This window comes from Mucilaginibacter panaciglaebae, from assembly GCF_039539265.1.
GTDB classification, from domain to species: Bacteria; Bacteroidota; Bacteroidia; order Sphingobacteriales; family Sphingobacteriaceae; genus Mucilaginibacter; species Mucilaginibacter panaciglaebae.
This window is the reverse complement of sequence record NZ_BAABCV010000005.1, coordinates 22,648-40,180: the sequence shown is the minus strand read 5'-3', so window position 1 is coordinate 40,180 and position 17,533 is coordinate 22,648. Positions and strand designations below refer to the sequence as shown.

13 protein-coding genes and 1 pseudogene are annotated in these 17,533 nt (G+C 43.8%); 6 read left to right on the top strand and 8 right to left on the bottom strand.

Annotated elements, in window-relative coordinates; translation table 11 throughout:
* Positions 1–160: 160 nt before the first annotated feature.
* Complete coding sequence (locus ABD772_RS07940; protein WP_345102608.1) at positions 161–1,456, bottom strand: glucosidase family protein; 1,296 nt, start codon at positions 1,454–1,456, stop codon at positions 161–163.
* A 105-nt stretch (positions 1,457–1,561) separates the two neighbouring features.
* Here ABD772_RS07940 and ABD772_RS07935 point away from each other — a divergent pair, with 105 nt between their 5' ends.
* A complete protein-coding gene (locus ABD772_RS07935) occupies positions 1,562–2,302 on the top strand; it encodes a YdcF family protein (protein WP_345102605.1) in 741 nt (246 codons plus the stop codon).
* A gap of 77 nt (positions 2,303–2,379) precedes the next feature.
* Here the strand turns inward: ABD772_RS07935 and ABD772_RS07930 are convergent, their stop codons facing one another.
* Positions 2,380–3,132 (bottom strand): 3-keto-disaccharide hydrolase, encoded by a 753-nt coding sequence (locus ABD772_RS07930; protein WP_345102602.1) that lies wholly within the window; start codon positions 3,130–3,132, stop codon positions 2,380–2,382.
* 383 nt (positions 3,133–3,515) lie between these two features.
* Here ABD772_RS07930 and ABD772_RS07925 point away from each other — a divergent pair.
* Positions 3,516–3,671, top strand: a pseudogene (locus tag ABD772_RS07925) (peptidase T); the annotation flags it as partial.
* A gap of 14 nt (positions 3,672–3,685) precedes the next feature.
* On the opposite strand, the gene ABD772_RS07920 reads toward ABD772_RS07925, so the two are convergent.
* Together ABD772_RS07920 and ABD772_RS07915 are read right to left on the bottom strand one after the other, a co-directional pair.
* The gene (locus ABD772_RS07920; protein WP_345102600.1) at positions 3,686–5,449 is read right to left on the bottom strand and encodes a carboxypeptidase-like regulatory domain-containing protein; all 1,764 of its coding nucleotides are present in this window, start codon (positions 5,447–5,449) and stop codon (positions 3,686–3,688) included.
* The gene (locus ABD772_RS07915; RefSeq protein WP_345102597.1) at positions 5,439–6,008 is read right to left on the bottom strand and encodes an RNA polymerase sigma factor; all 570 of its coding nucleotides are present in this window, start codon (positions 6,006–6,008) and stop codon (positions 5,439–5,441) included. The genes ABD772_RS07920 and ABD772_RS07915 overlap by 11 nt, the downstream gene beginning before the upstream one ends.
* 97 nt (positions 6,009–6,105) lie before the next feature.
* On the opposite strand from ABD772_RS07915, the gene ABD772_RS07910 reads away from it, so the two are divergent.
* Positions 6,106–8,226: a vWA domain-containing protein gene (locus ABD772_RS07910; RefSeq protein ID WP_345102594.1), complete on the top strand. Its 2,121-nt coding sequence runs from the start codon at positions 6,106–6,108 to the stop codon at positions 8,224–8,226.
* Between the two features lie 160 nt (positions 8,227–8,386).
* On the opposite strand, the gene ABD772_RS07905 is transcribed toward ABD772_RS07910, so the two are convergent.
* From ABD772_RS07905 to ABD772_RS07895, 3 genes are all read right to left on the bottom strand, one after another.
* A complete protein-coding gene (locus ABD772_RS07905) occupies positions 8,387–9,175 on the bottom strand; it encodes a succinate dehydrogenase/fumarate reductase iron-sulfur subunit (protein WP_345102591.1) in 789 nt (262 codons plus the stop codon).
* 23 nt (positions 9,176–9,198) lie between these two features.
* Complete coding sequence (locus ABD772_RS07900; RefSeq protein ID WP_345102588.1) at positions 9,199–11,133, bottom strand: fumarate reductase/succinate dehydrogenase flavoprotein subunit; 1,935 nt, start codon at positions 11,131–11,133, stop codon at positions 9,199–9,201.
* A gap of 99 nt (positions 11,134–11,232) precedes the next feature.
* Positions 11,233–12,009 carry a succinate dehydrogenase cytochrome b subunit gene (locus ABD772_RS07895; protein ID WP_345102585.1) on the bottom strand — a complete coding sequence of 259 codons (777 nt, stop codon included), beginning with the start codon at positions 12,007–12,009 and terminating at the stop codon, positions 11,233–11,235.
* 215 nt (positions 12,010–12,224) lie between these two features.
* On the opposite strand from ABD772_RS07895, the gene ABD772_RS07890 reads away from it, so the two are divergent.
* Positions 12,225–13,364 (top strand): TlpA family protein disulfide reductase, encoded by a 1,140-nt coding sequence (locus ABD772_RS07890; protein WP_345102582.1) that lies wholly within the window; start codon positions 12,225–12,227, stop codon positions 13,362–13,364.
* Between the two features lie 113 nt (positions 13,365–13,477).
* Here the strand turns inward: ABD772_RS07890 and pdeM are convergent, their stop codons facing one another.
* Complete coding sequence (gene pdeM / locus ABD772_RS07885; protein ID WP_345102579.1) at positions 13,478–14,140, bottom strand: ligase-associated DNA damage response endonuclease PdeM; 663 nt, start codon at positions 14,138–14,140, stop codon at positions 13,478–13,480.
* Between the two features lie 198 nt (positions 14,141–14,338).
* Between pdeM and ABD772_RS07880 the strand changes: the two genes are divergently transcribed.
* Both ABD772_RS07880 and ABD772_RS07875 read left to right on the top strand, forming a co-directional pair.
* Positions 14,339–14,848 (top strand): cupin domain-containing protein, encoded by a 510-nt coding sequence (locus ABD772_RS07880; protein ID WP_345102577.1) that lies wholly within the window; start codon positions 14,339–14,341, stop codon positions 14,846–14,848.
* A 124-nt stretch (positions 14,849–14,972) separates the two neighbouring features.
* Positions 14,973–17,462 carry a S9 family peptidase gene (locus ABD772_RS07875; protein WP_345102574.1) on the top strand — a complete coding sequence of 830 codons (2,490 nt, stop codon included), beginning with the start codon at positions 14,973–14,975 and terminating at the stop codon, positions 17,460–17,462.
* The last annotated feature ends 71 nt before the right edge of the window (positions 17,463–17,533 follow it).

Below are 17,533 nucleotides of genomic sequence, written 5' to 3'. Positions count from 1 at the left end.
TATTCGTTTTCAGTAACTTAAGTACGTTTACCTGAAGTATCTGTACTGTTTCAAAGTGTTTCACTCGTTTTTCACAAATTGCTTATCATCAATGAGTTAACGCGAAAAAGTGTTTCAACTGTTTCAAAGTGTTTCACTTTTTTGTGAAACACTTGCGATCTTATTGATGCTTTGCCGCCCATTGTTTCAGCTGGTTAACAGCATCATACAACACTCCGGCCTCACCCCTGAAACTGCCCGAGCCGCTTGGCGCACCGGTTTTGACATTATAAAATTCAAAGAAACCTTTATTCTTAAGGGTTCGGTCAATCATTGGTATCAAATCATCATAAGCCTGTTGAGCCAGCCCGTATTTTAATAAAGCCTCTGTCATGCGGCCGCCAAACCAGGTCCAGTCTCCGCCATTTTGATAGTTAAAAGGCGCCATATTAGGAAACTCCTCTTTGGGGTAGGGCGGGTATACCGTCATGCCGATAGTAGCATGCGGCTCTTTAGCGGCTGCAGCCAGCATTTGCCGGTTGATTTCTAAAATCTCTGCAATGGTATTAAACCCGGCCAATATTGCACATACCGAACCGCCGGTATACAGAATCTCGTTCTCCTTAAAACCCTTACTAAACGGACTACCATTTAAATACAAATGCGGGATATACTTCTGCGCTTTCGCGTCCCACAAATATTTGCGCACATTACTTTTCAGCTTTGTGGCAACAGTTGCCCAATCGCGACTGCTTTTATAACCTTTAGGCTTGAAATGCATAAAATCGTGCAATGCTGTGGCAAACATGGCATTGTCGTAAATATCAATGGCCCATTTAGTTTTTTGATTGATTGCTACACCCCAACCCGTCTCGGGTTGCACGTCGCCCCAGTCAATAGTGGTAGCGCCGGTAACCAGGCCGTATTTGGCTGACCAGCGGTCTTTCATGATGTAATTTAAGGCCGCTTCTAATCGGCTAATCACCGGCTTGCCGCCAATTTGCTCATTGAGGATAGAAACATCGCCTGTAACATCAATATACTTCCTGACCGCCTGTACCAGCGAGGATTCCTGGTCGGTTTCAACTGTATTTTTGTGGGCTTCCCAGCCAGGCAACAGGTCAGAATGCCGGTAGTTATAGCCGACATTTGCCTTTTTTGTTTCTACAACGCCGTCCACAATATTGCCGTCATCGCCCTGTATCTTAAAAAACATGAGCAGCATTTGCTTAACCTCTTCTTTTGAATGTGCTTTGAGCGAGCCGTCTATAAAAGTGTTAAAGTCGCGTATCCAGACTTCGTTGTACGAGGTGCCCGCCGAAAAGCCTGAGAGTAGTTTGATTGCCCTGGTTTGAACGGTGTCAAAAGCCGGGTTGTTTAAAATATTTTGAGCTAATTCTTTCTGATTGCCTTGAGCAAAACTATGTACGTTTAAAAATGCAGCAGCTATACTGGCGAATAGGTAGTGTTTTATCATAAGTGGCTTATATTATTACGAATATAGTTAACAAAAGCCCAACTTGACCAATGCCATGTCTTGAAACAGATCATAATTAATATCTTAGCTGTTAATTACGCGCGCATGTATTTCTTACTATCTAAAATATTGCTGTTTTTGATATTGCCTTTGTATTGGATAATTATACTGGTGTTGATAGGTATATTCGTTAAAAATAAACGCGCAAAAAAGCGCTGCTTTATTGCTGCGGCGGTAGTCTTTTATTTATTTTCGATACCTTTCCTGATGAATGCCTTTCAACATGTATGGGATATCAGGCAACAGGTTAACCATAAAAAATATAGCTGCGCCATTGTCCTGGGCGGATTTTCAGGCGACGGTGGCGAGGATGGCGGGCATTTTACCGAGGCATCCGACCGCTTCATCCAGGGCGTTAAACTGATGGATACCAGGCAAGTGTCGCATATATTAATTTCTGGCGGCAACGGGATGCTCACACCGGGCAGTTTCAGAGAAGCCGCCTATGTTAAAACGCAGCTTAAAAAGTTTAATATTCCGGATAGTTTGATATTAATTGAGAGTAATTCAAAAAACACTGTTGAAAATGCGAAATTTACCAAAGCTATTCTAGACAGAACACATTTGCCGCCACCTTACCTATTGGTAACTTCAGGCTTCCACATGCGCCGCTCGTTAATGTTGTTCAGGCACGCCGGTTTGCAAGTGGACCCGTATCCTTGCCATTTTTTAACTTTTAGTACCCACCTGGTAATAGGCAGCTTTTTTCCAGACGTGAATGTTCTGGCTAAATGGGAGTTTTATATCAAAGAGGTAATTGGCTATGCTGTTAATTATTTCAAATAATGAGCAATCAAAAGGAACAAAAAAACCGCTAATGCAAACATTAGCGGTTTTTATATTTATTTAAAGCTGATTTATAATTAGCCTTTGATCTCGCGGATCTTGATATTTTTCCAACCGCTGGCACCTGGGTGCTTTTGTACAGCAATGTGGCCTTTCAATACCTTCATGAAATCAGCAAAGCCACGGCCTTTGCTAAATTTACTTTCGTTAAAGGCTTTTTGCCACTCTGGGCTGCCAACTACTACGTCAACAGTTTTGGTACCGTTTAAATAGAATTGCAGGTGACCTTTGTTTTGGATCAATCTCACCTGGTTCCAGCCACCTGGTTCAACCGGATGAGAAACAGTGGCGTCGCCCATCATATCGTACAAGCAACCTGCCAAGTGGTTTTGTTTTTTGTTATCCTCAGCACCTACGTTATCCAATACCTGCATTTCGGCACCGGTTGCATAAGTAGCTCCATATGGCGCTCTGTCCTGAACGTCAAAAATAATACCGCTGTTACCGCCAGGAGTAATTCTCCATTGTAGTTGTAGTTCATAGTTTTCGTATTCGCCGTCTGTAACCAGGTCATCACCATCACGATCATGTGTACGGTCATATTGAATCTGGCCGTCTTTTACCGTCCAGTTAGCAGCTGCATAGTCTTTTCTGAATGAGTGCCAGCCTTTAAGATCAGTGCCGTCGAATAATAGTTTCCAACCTTCTTTTACTTCTTTAGGGGATAAAGTATTGTCTGCAACAGGGGCATCAGTTTTCATAGCTGCATGTTTGGCGCCACATGATGCAGCAATGGTTGCTACTAAACCTAGTACTAGTATTTTTTTCATATTTAATTTTAAAAATGGTTAGGGTAAAGCTACAATAATTTTTATTGGTGCTACAGTTTTTAAAAAAATATCAAGTAAATAATGAGTTACAATCCAATAAATGTTCCATTGAGTTATATGTAAAGGCGTTCTAACAAAATTTAACAGGGCAGTCTCAAACTTTATTAGACGGCATATTAAATATTGTAATGAATAGTGAATAGGCCGGGTGCGGTCTAATGATGCCTTGGCCGTGACCATGTTTAATGATCTTTATAAATGATCTCGATGATGTGCCTAATACCGCCCAATGGATACATCACACTAAAATGAATGCCGATGCGCCGGGACTTGCTGATACTTAAATACCAGAAACCGGCAGAGAACAAGATCACCAATAAATCGGCTCGCGTCTGTCATTTATGGGATTGCCGTGTCCAAATATTTTCGCCGGCGAACACGCTTTCCACAGCAAACAGGAATGGGTATCGGTACAAGACATGCAAAAAGCAGTGGAAACTATTTTGCACCTGTCAGCAATTTGGGAAGAAAAAGCCTAGCGCTTTTTCTTCTGCTATTTTAGGTTGTTGCATTTGTTGGCATTATACCAGTATAACCAGTTAGCTTTGTTTTGAGCAAAGAGTTTAAGGTCTGCGAAACCTTTCTCGGGCTTGATAGTTGATTTTGTCCGTTTGGCTATAAACTTTAATGCGCGTAAAAATCGGCCGTCTCTTACGGTTGGCACATAGCCGCCTGCATGCTCAAAGGTGTAGCGCTCTACAATAGCCATTTTAGCCAAAAACTTGTTTTTAAACTTCAGATTTTCTTTACACACCCCGGCTTTGCCTGTTATGATGTATGATGACCCTGTAGTTTGGTCGCGCGTGCGTTTAACATAACCACGGATATTTACCTCCGCCAATAGTCTGGGTGCATCGATTAGGCTAATGTCAAGCGTTGTTTGCCCGGGTTTAACCCTCAAATTTTGTGCATTAAAGCCCTGGCTAACAACTTGTAGTGCAGAATCAGCGTTAACCACCGCCCGGTATGCACCTTTCGCATCTGATTGGGCCACGATTTTATGTTGGTTTACGACAAAAACACCTGATACCGGAGTGCCGCTGGTGTCGGTTATTTTACCGGTTATCATCACAGTATTATTACCTGATTGGGCATTATTTTTAATGTTTAATCTAGCCACTTTGCCTTGACGCAATTGGTCCACATTGCCTACCGGGTTATCCGGTACTTCTTTGCCAGTGATGATGTAAGACTGCCCATTAGCTATTTTGCGATCTCTGTACACATAGCCCCGAATCACCCGATCCGGAACAGGCTTTAGTATAGTATCGGTACCGGGTGCCGGTGATAAACCCCTTATATTAACTGACCCACGAAGCCCCGGCGCGCCTGTATTATTTTGAATATTTAAGTTAGCTACTTTGCCTTGCAAAAGCTCCTCTACGTTGCCAACCGGATTGTCCCGGACCTCTGCACCATAAATTCTAAATGGTGTAGTTTTAATTGGGTCTGACTTTTGTTTGATGTAGCCACGTGCCATCGTTTCTGAAAACGCTGGCATGCCCGGATTTAACTTTACGTCTTGAGGCTTTTTAGGTGCCTGGTCGCTATAATCGTCTACTATTTGTATTTTTCCTATGATATCTGCAGGCAAGTTTTTGATGGCTTGTTGTACAGAGCCTCCGCCAAATTCTTTGCCGTTCACCCTGGCTCCGTAAAATTGGTTGTTATTTTTAGCGATGCGCCCGTTGCTGTCAATCGTCATTGTCGACATCTTTTTTAGCATATCTGTAACTGTGGTGTTTTTCTTGACATTGAAAGCTGTAGCATTGTAGTTTACTACAGTGTCGATCATATAGCGGGCACTATCAGCCTGGCTAAGCGGTTTTGGTGATTTCTGTTTTTTTAATGAGGCTGATTTTGACAGTCTAACCGGCGTGTGCCTTAAAATAGCTACCGGGCGGTTCGTTTGTGGAGGAGTATTTGAAGCTACATGAGCCAATTGAGGCTTTTCAGGTTTGCTAATAATAACCCACAAGCCTGCACCAATAGTCAATAATAAAGATGCCGCGATAGGTATCACGCGCCACAACAAAAGTTTTCGACGTTTTCTGGGAGTAACGCGTTTATCTAAACGCTGTTTTAGATCATCAATATCCCGCGGGATGTCATTGCCGGCGGCTTCGTAACCTTCAAACGCATCCATTAAGAATGGATCATCCTGTGCGGCGCGTTCAATCTCATGCATGGCACGGGCATCAAGCTTACCTTTTAGATAATTAGTAATTTGCGATATGTCGTTTCTTTTAGCGCTCACGGTTCTTCTCCAAACATATTTTTAAGTTGCGTTTACCGTTCTGGATATAACTTTTCACTTCATTCAGGGTATATCCGGTATCGTCAACTATCTCCTTATAGCATTTCTCGTTAATGTAAAACAGTTGTATACTTATTTTTTGAGCGGCGGGTAGTTTTTCTCTGCAGCGCTCCAACTGTTTCATATCTCCCTCTTGTTCTTCATAATGATGCACGTCATCAGCAAATTCCATAAAGTCGGGGATTGATTCTGTCGGTAATTTTTTAGCTGCCCGTAATTTCATCAGGCAAAAGTTACGACATACTACATGCAGCCAGCTTTTAAAATTCTTCACCTCGTGCCGGCGCGCTTTGTCTATCAACTCTTCAAATAATTGCATCACGGCATCTTTGCTCTGCTCCTCGTCGCGCAGATATTTCAGACAAACGCCATAAACCAGGTGCATGTATTTCTCATACAGCTTAGCCAGTGTAGTTAAATTGCCCGTTTGCTTATACTCCTGCAACAGCCGGTCGTCGGTCAGATCAATTATGGTGGCCTGGCTTTTTAGAAAGTTCATGAAGCGTTAGCAAAAATATATTTCTCAGTCATTTATGGAGTCCTACTTAAAGATGCATCATACCGGTAAAATCCATAAATCTTAAAAAAAATAAATTATGAAAAGGTATTTGATTTTGCTGGCAGCGCTGATGAGTGTTTCCGGTATGGCATCATCAGCCATTAAAACAAATGTAATCAGTGTTCGTCAAATTAAATATATAACCATAAAAGGGAGTGTGACCGATTCGGCTAACAACAACCCCATAACCGGCGCAACCGTTAGCGCAGGCGGCAAAACTTCAGTTCAGACAGGCCTTAGTGGCTATTATACACTTGCCGTTAAGGTTGGCTCAACACTTAATTTTACAGCTGTGGGTTATGTAACCCAAACCATAAAACTAAAACCAGGGCAAACGGTATTGAATGTCAAAATGAACACTGACATCCGCCCCTTAAACGAAGTTGTTATCCGCGGTTATGTGAAACGTAACCGTGATCAAACTACAGGGTCATCATACATCATCACTGGTAAAGAAGTGCAGGATAATCCGGTAGGGAATGTAAGAGAGCTTTTGCAAGGCAGGGTTGGTAACTTAAATATTCAGAATAATGTGGGGGCACCCGGGGTTCGGGGCTCGGTTAATATGAGGGGATTATCAAATTATAGCGTCAACCATAAAGATTTTACAGGAGGTTCGGTACGGCAAGCCAAAAAAAACCTGCCGGCAGGCATCCTGGAAAAAGTGCAGATAATAGATGACTACGGCGAACAGGCATCGCGAATTGTTGCACCTGGCAGTGAATCTTATAACCTCATTAACGAAAACCCATTCCTCAATCCGCAAACAACACCACTTTCCACCTTCGCTACTGATGTTGATGCCGCGTCGTATACTAATGTGCGCCGGTTTATTAATGGCGGACAACTGCCGCCTAAAGATGCGGTGCGTATTGAGGAGATGATCAATTATTTTAAATATAACTTACCTAAACCCAGTCATGGCGATCCGGTGGCCATTCAAACTGAGTTGGCCGCCGCGCCCTGGAATCCACAACACCATCTGGTACGCATTGGGCTAAAGGCCAAAGAGGTGGAGACAAGCAAACTACCGCCCTCAAACCTGGTGTTTCTGATCGATGTTTCAGGGTCGATGAATGAGCCTAACAAATTGCCGCTGGTAAAAACCTCATTTAAAATGCTGGCGGACCAATTAAGACCAATTGACCATGTAGCTATAATAACTTATGCAGGATATGTAAGTGTAGCCTTGGAATCAACCAAAGCCGATGATAAACAAAAGATCAAAGACGCTATTGACGGCTTGGGTGCGGGTGGCAGCACAGCCGGGGCTGCCGGTATATTGACCGCCTATAAAATGGCGAAAGACAAATTTATTAAAGGCGGCAATAATCGTATTGTGTTAGCAACAGATGGTGATTTCAACGTCGGCCCGTCTAGTGACAAGGATATGGAACAGATCATTGAGGGCGAAAGCAAAAGCAAGGTCAGCCTGTCCATATTAGGTTTTGGCATGGGTAATTTTAAAGACAGCAAAATGGAGCTGCTCGCTGATAAGGGCCACGGCAACTATGCTTATATCGATAACATTACTGAAGCAACCAAGTCAATGGTTAACGAGTTTGGAGGCACCTTATTTACGGTTGCCAAAGATGTGAAGCTGCAAGTTGAGTTTAATCCCGCTAAGGTGCAGGCTTACCGTTTATTGGGTTATGAGGACAGGCTGATGGCTAAAGAAGATTTTAACAATGACAACAAATTAGGCGGCGACATGGGCGTAGGCCACACGGTAACGGCACTTTATGAAATTATCCCTGTCGGGGTTAAAGATGATTTTGCGGGAAGCGTCGATCCGCTTAAATACCAGAAACCGGCAGAGAACAAGATCACCAATAAATCGCCCGAGCTGATGACCGTAAAATTCAGATACAAAGAGCCCGATGGCGATGTAAGTAAAGTGGAATCTGTTGTAGTAAATGACAAACCGATTAATACCGGCCATACTTCAGACGATTTCAAATTTGCTGCCGCGGTAGCCGAGTTCGGTATGTTGCTGCGCGATTCGCAGTTTAAACAAAATGCGAAATACGAGCAGGTTATCGCGTTAGCAAAAAACAGTAAAGGCAAGGATGATGACGGTTACCGTGCCGAGTTTATCCGCCTGGCTGAAAGCGCTATGAATATGGCAAAGGCAAGCGAGGTGAGCGCAGCCAGGTAAAGGATTGACAGCCGCTCAGTATATCAGGGGTATCTTGATACACCCGGAACAGCCTGATAAACAAAGGCCCGGTTTACGGGCCTTTGTTCGTAGAGACGCTATGCGCTTCTACCGTGCAAATTATTCAAAGACGCGATGCATCGCGTCTCTGCAGATGTTCTTACGCACCACCGTCATGCTCAATCGCTTGCTCGCGGAACAGCTTGGCGCTTAAAAAGTCATTATTCATGCGGCTGATGTTGGTCAGCGTAATTTCTTTAGGGCATTCAGCCTCGCAGGCACCGGTATTGGTACAGTTACCAAAACCTTCGTCGTCCATTTGAGCTACCATCGCTTGTACGCGGCTCCATCGCTCAGGCTGACCCTGAGGCAACATACCCAACTGTGATACTTTGGCCGACACAAACAGCATAGCCGAAGCATTCTTACAGGCAGCAACGCAGGCGCCGCAACCAATACAGGTAGCCGAGTTAAAAGCTTCGTCGGCAACTACTTTAGGTATCGGGATCACATTAGCATCGGGCACACCGCCGGTATTTACCGATACATAGCCCCCTGCCTGTTGTATACGATCAAAAGCCGAACGGTCGACCGCCAAATCCTTAATTACCGGAAACGCAGATGCGCGCCATGGCTCAATGGTAATAGTCTCGCCATCGTTAAAGCTGCGCATGTGTAATTGGCAGGTAGTGATGGCGCGTTTCGGCCCGTGCGGGCGGCCATTAATATACAATGAGCACATACCGCATATACCTTCGCGGCAGTCGTGATCAAAATGAATCGGGTCTTCGCCGTTTTTGGTTAAGCTTTCGTTTACCACATCCAGCATTTCCAGGAACGACATATCCGGCGAGATATTCTCTGCCTTATAGGTCACCATTTTACCGCCGCTGTTAGCGTCTTTTTGTCTCCACACCTTAAGTGTTAGATTCATATTTCCGTCGCTCATATATTTAATCTTGAGTCTAAATCTTATTTATAACTACGCTGCGAAGGATGAACAAACTCGAAGTTCAGCGCTTCTTTGTGTAACTCTTCGGGTTGATTATCGCCTTTATATTGCCAGGCTGCTACAAACGAAAATACGTCATCATTACGCAGCGCCTCGCCTTCCTCGGTCTGCGACTCTAGACGGAAATGACCACCGCATGATTCTTTACGCATCAGCGCATCGTCAACCGTTAGTTCGCTCAGTTCCAGAAAGTCGGCCACGCGTCCGGCTCTTTCGAGCGAGTTGTTTACTTCTTCGTTTTGTCCAACTACTAATGCGTTTTTCCAAAAATCTTCACGTAATTCTCTAATCAGGCCTTTGGCTTTGGTCAGGCCTTCCTCTGTACGTGCCATACCACAGTATTCCCACATAATATGTCCCAACTCGCGGTGATATTCATTAACTGTCTTAGTGCCTTTAAGCGCTAACAGTTTTGCAATGCGGTCGGTAACTTCTTTTTTGGTTTGTTCAAATGCCGGATGGTTTGTATCCACCGGTTTTGGGCCGATACTGGCCAGGTAATCGCCAACAGTGTAAGGGATTACAAAGTAACCATCGGCCAAACCCTGCATCAGGGCAGAAGCACCCAGTCGGTTAGCGCCATGGTCAGAGAAATTACACTCGCCCAAAGCATATAAGCCCGGTACGTTTGTGCTTAAATTATAATCAACCCAAAGGCCACCCATGGTATAGTGTACCGCCGGGTAAATACGCATAGGCTGGGTATATGGGTCCTCATTAGTGATCTGATAATACATATCAAACAAGTTACCATACTTGGCGGATACGGTTTCTTTACCCAAACGTTTAATCGCGTCAGCAAAATCAAGGAATACAGCAATGCCTGATCCGCCCACCCCTCTGCCGTCGTCAACCATCTCTTTAGCGTTACGTGAGGCCACATCGCGCGGTACCAGGTTACCGAATGCAGGATATTTACGTTCCAGAAAATAATCGCGATCCTGCTCAGCTACCTGTGCCGCAGTAAGTTGTTTGGTCCGTAGCTTTTCGGCTATTTCGTGGGTTTTAGGAGCCCAAACACGTCCATCGTTGCGTAACGACTCAGACATCAATGTCAGTTTTGACTGATGATCGCCGGTTACCGGAATACAGGTTGGGTGAATTTGTGTATAGCAAGGGTTGGCAAAAAATGCACCGCGTTTGTGCGCGCGCCACGCCGCTGTAACGTTCGATCCGATAGCGTTTGTCGACAGGTAGAAAACGTTGCCATAACCGCCGGTACACAACAATACGGCGTGGCCGCTATGGGTTTCTATTTGTCCGTTAACCAGATTACGTGTAACAATGCCTTTGGCATGGCCATCAATCATTACCACGTCCAGCATTTCGGTACGGGTATACATTTTTACCTTGCCTTTATGGATCTGACGGTTCAGGGCCGAGTAAGCCCCCAATAACAATTGTTGTCCGGTTTGTCCCCTGGCATAAAAAGTACGCGACACTTGTGCCCCGCCAAATGAACGGTTATCTAATAAACCGCCATACTCGCGGGCAAACGGTACCCCTTGTGCTACGCACTGGTCGATAATATTTACCGAAACTTCCGCCAAACGGTAAACGTTGGCTTCGCGGGAACGGTAGTCGCCGCCCTTTATAGTATCATAAAATAATCGGTAAACACTATCGCCGTCGTTTTGGTAATTTTTAGCAGCGTTGATACCTCCCTGCGCAGCAATAGAGTGTGCACGGCGCGGACTATCCTGAAAGCAAAATGCTTTTACGTTGTACCCCAGCTCGGCCAATGATGCAGCTGCCGACGCACCTGCTAAACCGGTACCCACCACAATAATGTCATATTTACGCTTGTTGGCCGGGTTTACCAGCTTTAAGTTAAATTTATGCTTGCTCCATTTTTCGGCTAATGGGCCCTGCGGAATTTTAGCATCTAAACTCATTCTTATTTACGATTTTAGAAATTCGAGCTACGATTTAAAGACTTTTGAATTGACCGGCAACTCGTAAATCTGAAATCGTAATTCGTAAATCATATTCAATTATTTACAGAAATAATATACTATCGGCATCAGAGCAAACGCTACCGGGATGATCACGGCAAAGAACCAGGTACCAATAAATTTAACTATAGGGCTATATTTTCTGTGCGTCCACCCTAAAGTCTGAAACGCGCTTTGAAAGCCATGCAACAAGTGGTACGATAAAGCAATCATCGCTATTACATAAAGTATTACATACCAGATATTATGAAAACTGTTAGACACAACGGCGTGCAGATCCTTTACACGGGTAATTTCCCAATTGTCCACGGTAGTAGACGAATGCTCAAAAGTCGGGTCAACTGGCGTAAAGTCTGTAACAAGCATTTCGTTAGTCAAAACATTTGTACGATACTCTTTATAACCTACGCTATGAGTAAACTTGTATTTATACCAAAAATCGCCCATGTGCACTACAATAAAGAAAAACAGGATAGCACCCAGCAGCCCCATGTTTTTTGACGACCATGAGGCCGGCGATTTTGGCTCGGAGGCGTATCTAACCGGTCTGGCCTTGCGGTTGTTAACAGTTAATATTAAACCGTAAAGTGCATGTAAAAGGATAGAAAAATACAGCAGGTAGGCTACAACTTCAATAGGCGGAAAGTGTGTCAAAAAGTTGGCATACACATTAAAACCATAACCCTGGTCATCCTTAAAAAGAAACAGGTTGCCGGCCACGTGTACGATGATGAAAGTACACAAAAACAAGCCTGTTAAAGCCATAATCAGCTTTTTGCCCAGCGATGAGTTAAAGGTTTGTTTAAATTCGCTCATTATTTTAAAGTAAATGAAATTTTAGGCAAAAGTATCTATTAAAAGCCAAAAGATATAAATGCGTTCCACTAAATGACGTTCAATTGGTTATTTAGAAACAATCTAAAGCAATGTCCTATTTCTGTCAAATTCCCGGCTATTTTGGCTACTGCTGGTAAATGTGCTATTTTAGCGCTCAATATACCCGAACCATTCTATTGAACACCAACCTTAATATGAAATACTTAAGCTTTATCTTATTTATTGTGCTTTTTGTGTCATGCAAAAACAATCAGGGCGACCTCAGTATAACCGGTACAGCTCCAGGGGTATTATATGGTAACCTGCTGATAAAAGATCTGGCCGGCAATACCATGATAGCGGCAGATATTACAAACGGCAAGTTCAGTATCAAAGATTATATCCAGGTGCCGGGATATTATAAAATGCAATATTCGTTCAAGGAGACTAAAGGCACGATGCGCGAGGTTGAGTTGTATCTTGAACAAGGCGATTATAAAATCGATATCGATCCGCAAAAAATTAATGACTATCCCACCATAACCTCAACATCCCAATTGCAAACGCAATTGTCAGAATACAATGCCATTAATGACACGCTGAGACATCAGGCCCGCCAAAAGGTGCTTGCCCTTAACAAGCAGATCAAAGAGATTAATGATACAGATATTAAAACGATGGATCAGTTGAGCGCATCGAGCCAACTGCAAAGAGAAGAGTTAAAATATAACCAGAATGATGGTTTTGCCGCGTTCAAAATATTTATGGATAAATATCCTGATAACGGCGTTGCGGCGCATATCATGAAATCATTGAATTATCAAAATGATCCGGCAACCTATTACAAAATCTTCCAGGAGTTTAGTTCGGCTGCAAAAAACACCGAAGATGGCAAGGAACTGGAAAGCAAGTTAAGTAAGTTGAGCATATTGGCTCCCGGCAGTCCGGCACCGGATATTGCCGGCAACACCCCTGATGGCAAGCCCTTAAACGTCAAGGCCATGAAGAAAAAGATCATCCTGCTTGATTTTTGGCGTTCAAGTAATGGCTCAAGCCGGGATAATCACGCGGAAATGATTTCGCAGTTGTTACAGTTGGAAAACCAAGGATTAGGCATTGTAAGTATTTCTTTTGATACCGATAGGGACAAATGGCTTTCGGCTGTTAAAGCTGACAGAATGAACTGGACTCAAATATCAGACCTTAAGGGAGACGACTCTCCTAACGGACCTATCTGGGGTATCAAAAGCATCCCGGCATATTATCTGATCGACGGCCAGGGAAAGATCGTAGCGCGTATAGCAGAGTTTGCAGACGTGCATGCTGCAATTGAAGACTACCTGAAAAAACACTAAGCTTTGTGTTGCTTTTAAAAATAGATGCCGTAGGGCTCTAGAGATAATAAGCATCCTTGAAAACGACTGGCAGTTTAGCGAAATTCCATTATTCTTAAAATATTTGAGAACCGCTAAGTTATAGCCAGCACTTTATCTTTAAGCACGGCAAATATCCTGTCGGTCTTCAAACTGCGGATAGCCACACGGCCCGTAAACCTGCCGAACGACGGCAATATAGCCTGTTGTTTGCCGAAAGCGAAGCAAGGCAGCGTCAAACTTTGACGGCCCTTACCGTGCAAGGCAACACCCGGATGAATATGCCCGCAAAATACATAACTCTCTAATTGCTGTAATTGCTCATCCGCCTGCGGGTGGTGCAGCATCAGGAACGGGCCAACGGCCAGCTCATCATGCAGCTCGACGTTTAGTTGCAAATAATGTTCGTCATGTACAATATCATGGTTGCCGCGGATCAGGATGATCCGCAGGTTTTTAAACTGCTGACGCCAGAGCCTTAACCAATCCCAATCAGCATTCATGTCGCTATGAAAAAGATCGCCCAGAAAAATAATTTTTTCGGGATGATATTCATAGATCAGGTCTGACAGTACAGCCAGGTCATTCTGTTCCAAATCGCGCGGAACAGCAATGCCAGCCTTGCGGAAATGCCCAACTTTACCTAAATGTACATCGGCAGCTATCAGCGTCTTCTCCTCCTCCCAGAAAATAGCCTTTTGCGGCAACAACAGCAGATTTTGATTTAATAAAGTAAATTGGGTTGCCGCACTCATCATAATGGGTACAAAACTAATAAAATTGATACTTATGGCATACCCTCCCCTTTGAAAGATAGGTGTAAACACCCTCAAGTATTATCACTTATAAATTATTCCTGAAGGCTCTTTTTATAAAATTTGTGAAACTCACCAAGGTCGATTGTGTTAAAATTATAATCGACAGACAATAAATTAATTAAAAATTAAACTCCAACTATGGTACCAACTCCATTACAAATTCAAACCCATGATAATGGAATATTTCCGAACAGTAAATTTCCGGCGCTGCTTTATAAGCAGGTGTTAGACATTCCGCTTTTGTTTCCGGCCAGGCATGTGGCTAACCTCTTCCAGAAAAACAACTGGGGCAACAGCTGGGATGCAGGCATTTTTGAATATCACCATTACCATAGCAGGGTACACGAAGTATTGGGTGTTTATGCAGGGTCGACCACTATTTTATTAGGAGGCGACGGAGGCGTTGAGTTCACACTCGAAAAGGGCGACGTCCTGATCATCCCGGCGGGTGTTGCTCATAAAAATATGGGGAAAGAGAATGACATCAGCTGCGTAGGCGCTTACCCGTACGATCAGCTTTACGATATGCGCTATGGTAACCCCGACGAACGCCCGGAAGTGGATCACAATCTTTTAAGAGTGCCTATTCCTGATAGCGATCCTATTCAGGGTAAAGACGACGGTGTTCAGGAAATATGGCATGATTGATATCAGGCACATGCTCAGCCAATTGTAACAATAAGCATACAAAGCATCGCTTTTTTTGGTTGATCTTTTTTCTACATTTAGGCAGCAAATCTTTTTATTGCGCTCAACACTGCTTAAATATTTTATGAAGATTTTTTATGTATTCGTTCTGTCTGTATTTGTAGGGATGCAGGCCAGGTCGCAGGCTCCTGCTGCGTCTGCACCAGTTAGAGGAAATTATCAATTGGCCTCTAAATTTTCTGCCGATAAGATCAAGAAAATGGTTTTCTCACAATCGGTCGATCCGCATTGGCTAAAACTTTCAAACCGTTTCTGGTACGTTTATGAAACCAGTGAGATCAAAAACTGGTACATCGTCGATCCGGCCCTCCATTTAAAGAAAAAAATGTTTGATAACGATAAGCTGGCTGCTGCCATTACTGTCATCGTTAAAGATCCTTTTGATGCGCAACACCTGCCTATTGAGAACCTTAAATTTACTAAAGACGAAAAATCTATCCAATTTGACCTGAAAAGCACTATCGACCAGGTAAAGAAAGACCGCAAGGATAAGAAAGCTGCCGACTCATTAGAGAAAAAGACATTTTACTTCACTTATAACCTGCAAACCGGCAATCTGGCCGAATTGAAAGACTTTAACAAGGTTAAACCAAAACCAGTCTGGGCATCCATAGCGCCCGATAGCTCGGCTGTTATATTCTCTAAAAACTTTAACCTGTATTGGATGGATAAAGAGAATTATAAAAAAGCCGTAAAGGACGAAAATGACAGCACTGTTGTCGATCATCAATTAACCAAAGACGGTGTCGAGTTTTATGCTTATGGCAGTGGCCGTGGTGATGATGAAAATACTATGGACAAGGCAAAATCCATGAAAAAGAGAAGGCCGGCGGGCATAGTTTGGTCGCCCGACTCAAAATATTTTGCCATGGAACGCGTAGACGAGCGTAAGGTAAAAGATTTGTGGGTGATCAATAGCGTTGCCGACCCCCGCCCTACTTTAGAAACCTATAAATATCATTTGCCGGGCGAAAAAGAAGCGCCGCTGAATGAGATGTTGTTATTTGACTTTGGCGCCAAAACTCATAAGAAATTAAACACCGCCTTGTTTAAAGATGAAGATCTGGGTATTTGGCGTGCACCGCAGCTAGCCAAAAACCGCGATGATGAGTTTAATCCGACGGTATGGTTGGGTACCAATACCAAATTCTATTTTTACCGTACCTCGCGCGATTTGAAGCGCATTGATGTTTGCAGCGTAGATATTAACACCGATAAAGTAAATATACAGGCCCAGGAACGTTTGAATACCTATGTGGAGATTGCCACGCCCGGTATAGTTAATGGTGGCAAAGAACTGATTGAATGGAGTGAGCGCGATGGCTGGGCGCATTTTTACTTATATGATGATGCCGGCAATATGAAAAATCAGATTACTTCGGGGCCTTTCCACTGCGACGATATTGTCAGGATCGATGAGAAAAGTCGCGTGCTTTATTTTACCGCCTCGGGCCGTGAACCGGGCGAGAACCCGTACTATGTACATTTGTATCGCATCAACTTTGATGGCAGTGGATTAAAGTTGTTAGACCCCGGAAACTTTAACCATGGCAGCAGCATGAACGATGCGCCTAACTATTTTGTAGACAACTTTTCAAGAGTAAACACAGCGCCTAAATCTGTTTTGTATGACAATTCCGGCCGCAAGATCATGGACCTGGAGAGCGCCGATTTGTCGAATTTAATGGCTGCCGGCTACAAGTTTCCCGAACCGTTTAAAGTAAAAGCCGATGATGGCAGGACCGACTTGTACGGCGTAATGTATAAGCCTTATGATTTTGATCCGAATAAAAAATACCCGATCATAGAGTATGTCTATCCCGGCCCGCAGACCGAGGCGGTGAATGCATCATTTACCTCAAGCATGAACTATGTCGACCGTTTGGCTCAGCTTGGTTTTATTGTGGTAAGCGTTGGTAACCGCGGCGGTAGCCCCGAGCGTTCTAAATGGTATCATAACTACGGTTATGGCAACCTGCGCGACTACGGCCTGGCCGACAAAAAAGCCGCCGTTGAGCAACTGGCAAACCGTTATCCGTTCATCGACATTAATAAAGTAGGTATTACCGGCCACTCAGGTGGTGGTTTTATGAGCTGCGCTGCTATGTTTGTTTATCCGGATTTCTTTAAGGTGGCGGTGTCTGAATCGGGCAACCATGACAACAGCGTCTATAACCGCTGGTGGAGTGAAAAGCATAATGGTGTTAAAGAGGTAGTAACTGCAAAAGGCGATACGACTTTCCAATATACCATCGACAAAAACCCGGATATCGCCAAAAACCTGAAAGGCAACCTGATGCTGTCAACCGGCGATATTGACAATAACGTGAATCCGGCAAACAGCATCCGTGTGATTAATGCTTTGATTAAGGCAAACAAGCGTTTTGACTATGTGCTGCTACCGGGTCAACGCCACGCCTATGGCGACATGACCGAATACTTCTTCTGGCGCAAAGCTGACTATTTTGTTCAGCACTTACTAGGCGATTACTCGCAGCCGGTAGATATCCTTGAAATGGATAGAGAAATTGAAATGAACGGAAAGCGGAAGTAAAACCAAATTGTTTAAATAAATGCCTCATCTGGTTAATACCTTATGAGGCATTTATTTTTACCTGCATTGGG

Excerpts from the sequence above, each read along its gene's own strand:
- ABD772_RS07940 (WP_345102608.1), bottom strand. The coding sequence starts at position 1,456 with ATGATAAAACACTACCTATTCGCCAGTATAGCTGCTGCATTTTTAAAC.
- ABD772_RS07935 (WP_345102605.1), top strand. The coding sequence starts at position 1,562 with ATGTATTTCTTACTATCTAAAATATTGCTGTTTTTGATATTGCCTTTG.
- ABD772_RS07930 (WP_345102602.1), bottom strand. The coding sequence starts at position 3,132 with ATGAAAAAAATACTAGTACTAGGTTTAGTAGCAACCATTGCTGCATCA.
- ABD772_RS07915 (WP_345102597.1), bottom strand. The coding sequence starts at position 6,008 with ATGAACTTTCTAAAAAGCCAGGCCACCATAATTGATCTGACCGACGAC.
- ABD772_RS07910 (WP_345102594.1), top strand. The coding sequence starts at position 6,106 with ATGAAAAGGTATTTGATTTTGCTGGCAGCGCTGATGAGTGTTTCCGGT.
- ABD772_RS07905 (WP_345102591.1), bottom strand. The coding sequence starts at position 9,175 with ATGAGCGACGGAAATATGAATCTAACACTTAAGGTGTGGAGACAAAAA.
- ABD772_RS07900 (WP_345102588.1), bottom strand. The coding sequence starts at position 11,133 with ATGAGTTTAGATGCTAAAATTCCGCAGGGCCCATTAGCCGAAAAATGG.
- ABD772_RS07895 (WP_345102585.1), bottom strand. The coding sequence starts at position 12,009 with ATGAGCGAATTTAAACAAACCTTTAACTCATCGCTGGGCAAAAAGCTG.
- ABD772_RS07890 (WP_345102582.1), top strand. The coding sequence starts at position 12,225 with ATGAAATACTTAAGCTTTATCTTATTTATTGTGCTTTTTGTGTCATGC.
- pdeM (WP_345102579.1), bottom strand. The coding sequence starts at position 14,140 with ATGATGAGTGCGGCAACCCAATTTACTTTATTAAATCAAAATCTGCTG.
- ABD772_RS07880 (WP_345102577.1), top strand. The coding sequence starts at position 14,339 with ATGGTACCAACTCCATTACAAATTCAAACCCATGATAATGGAATATTT.
- ABD772_RS07875 (WP_345102574.1), top strand. The coding sequence starts at position 14,973 with ATGAAGATTTTTTATGTATTCGTTCTGTCTGTATTTGTAGGGATGCAG.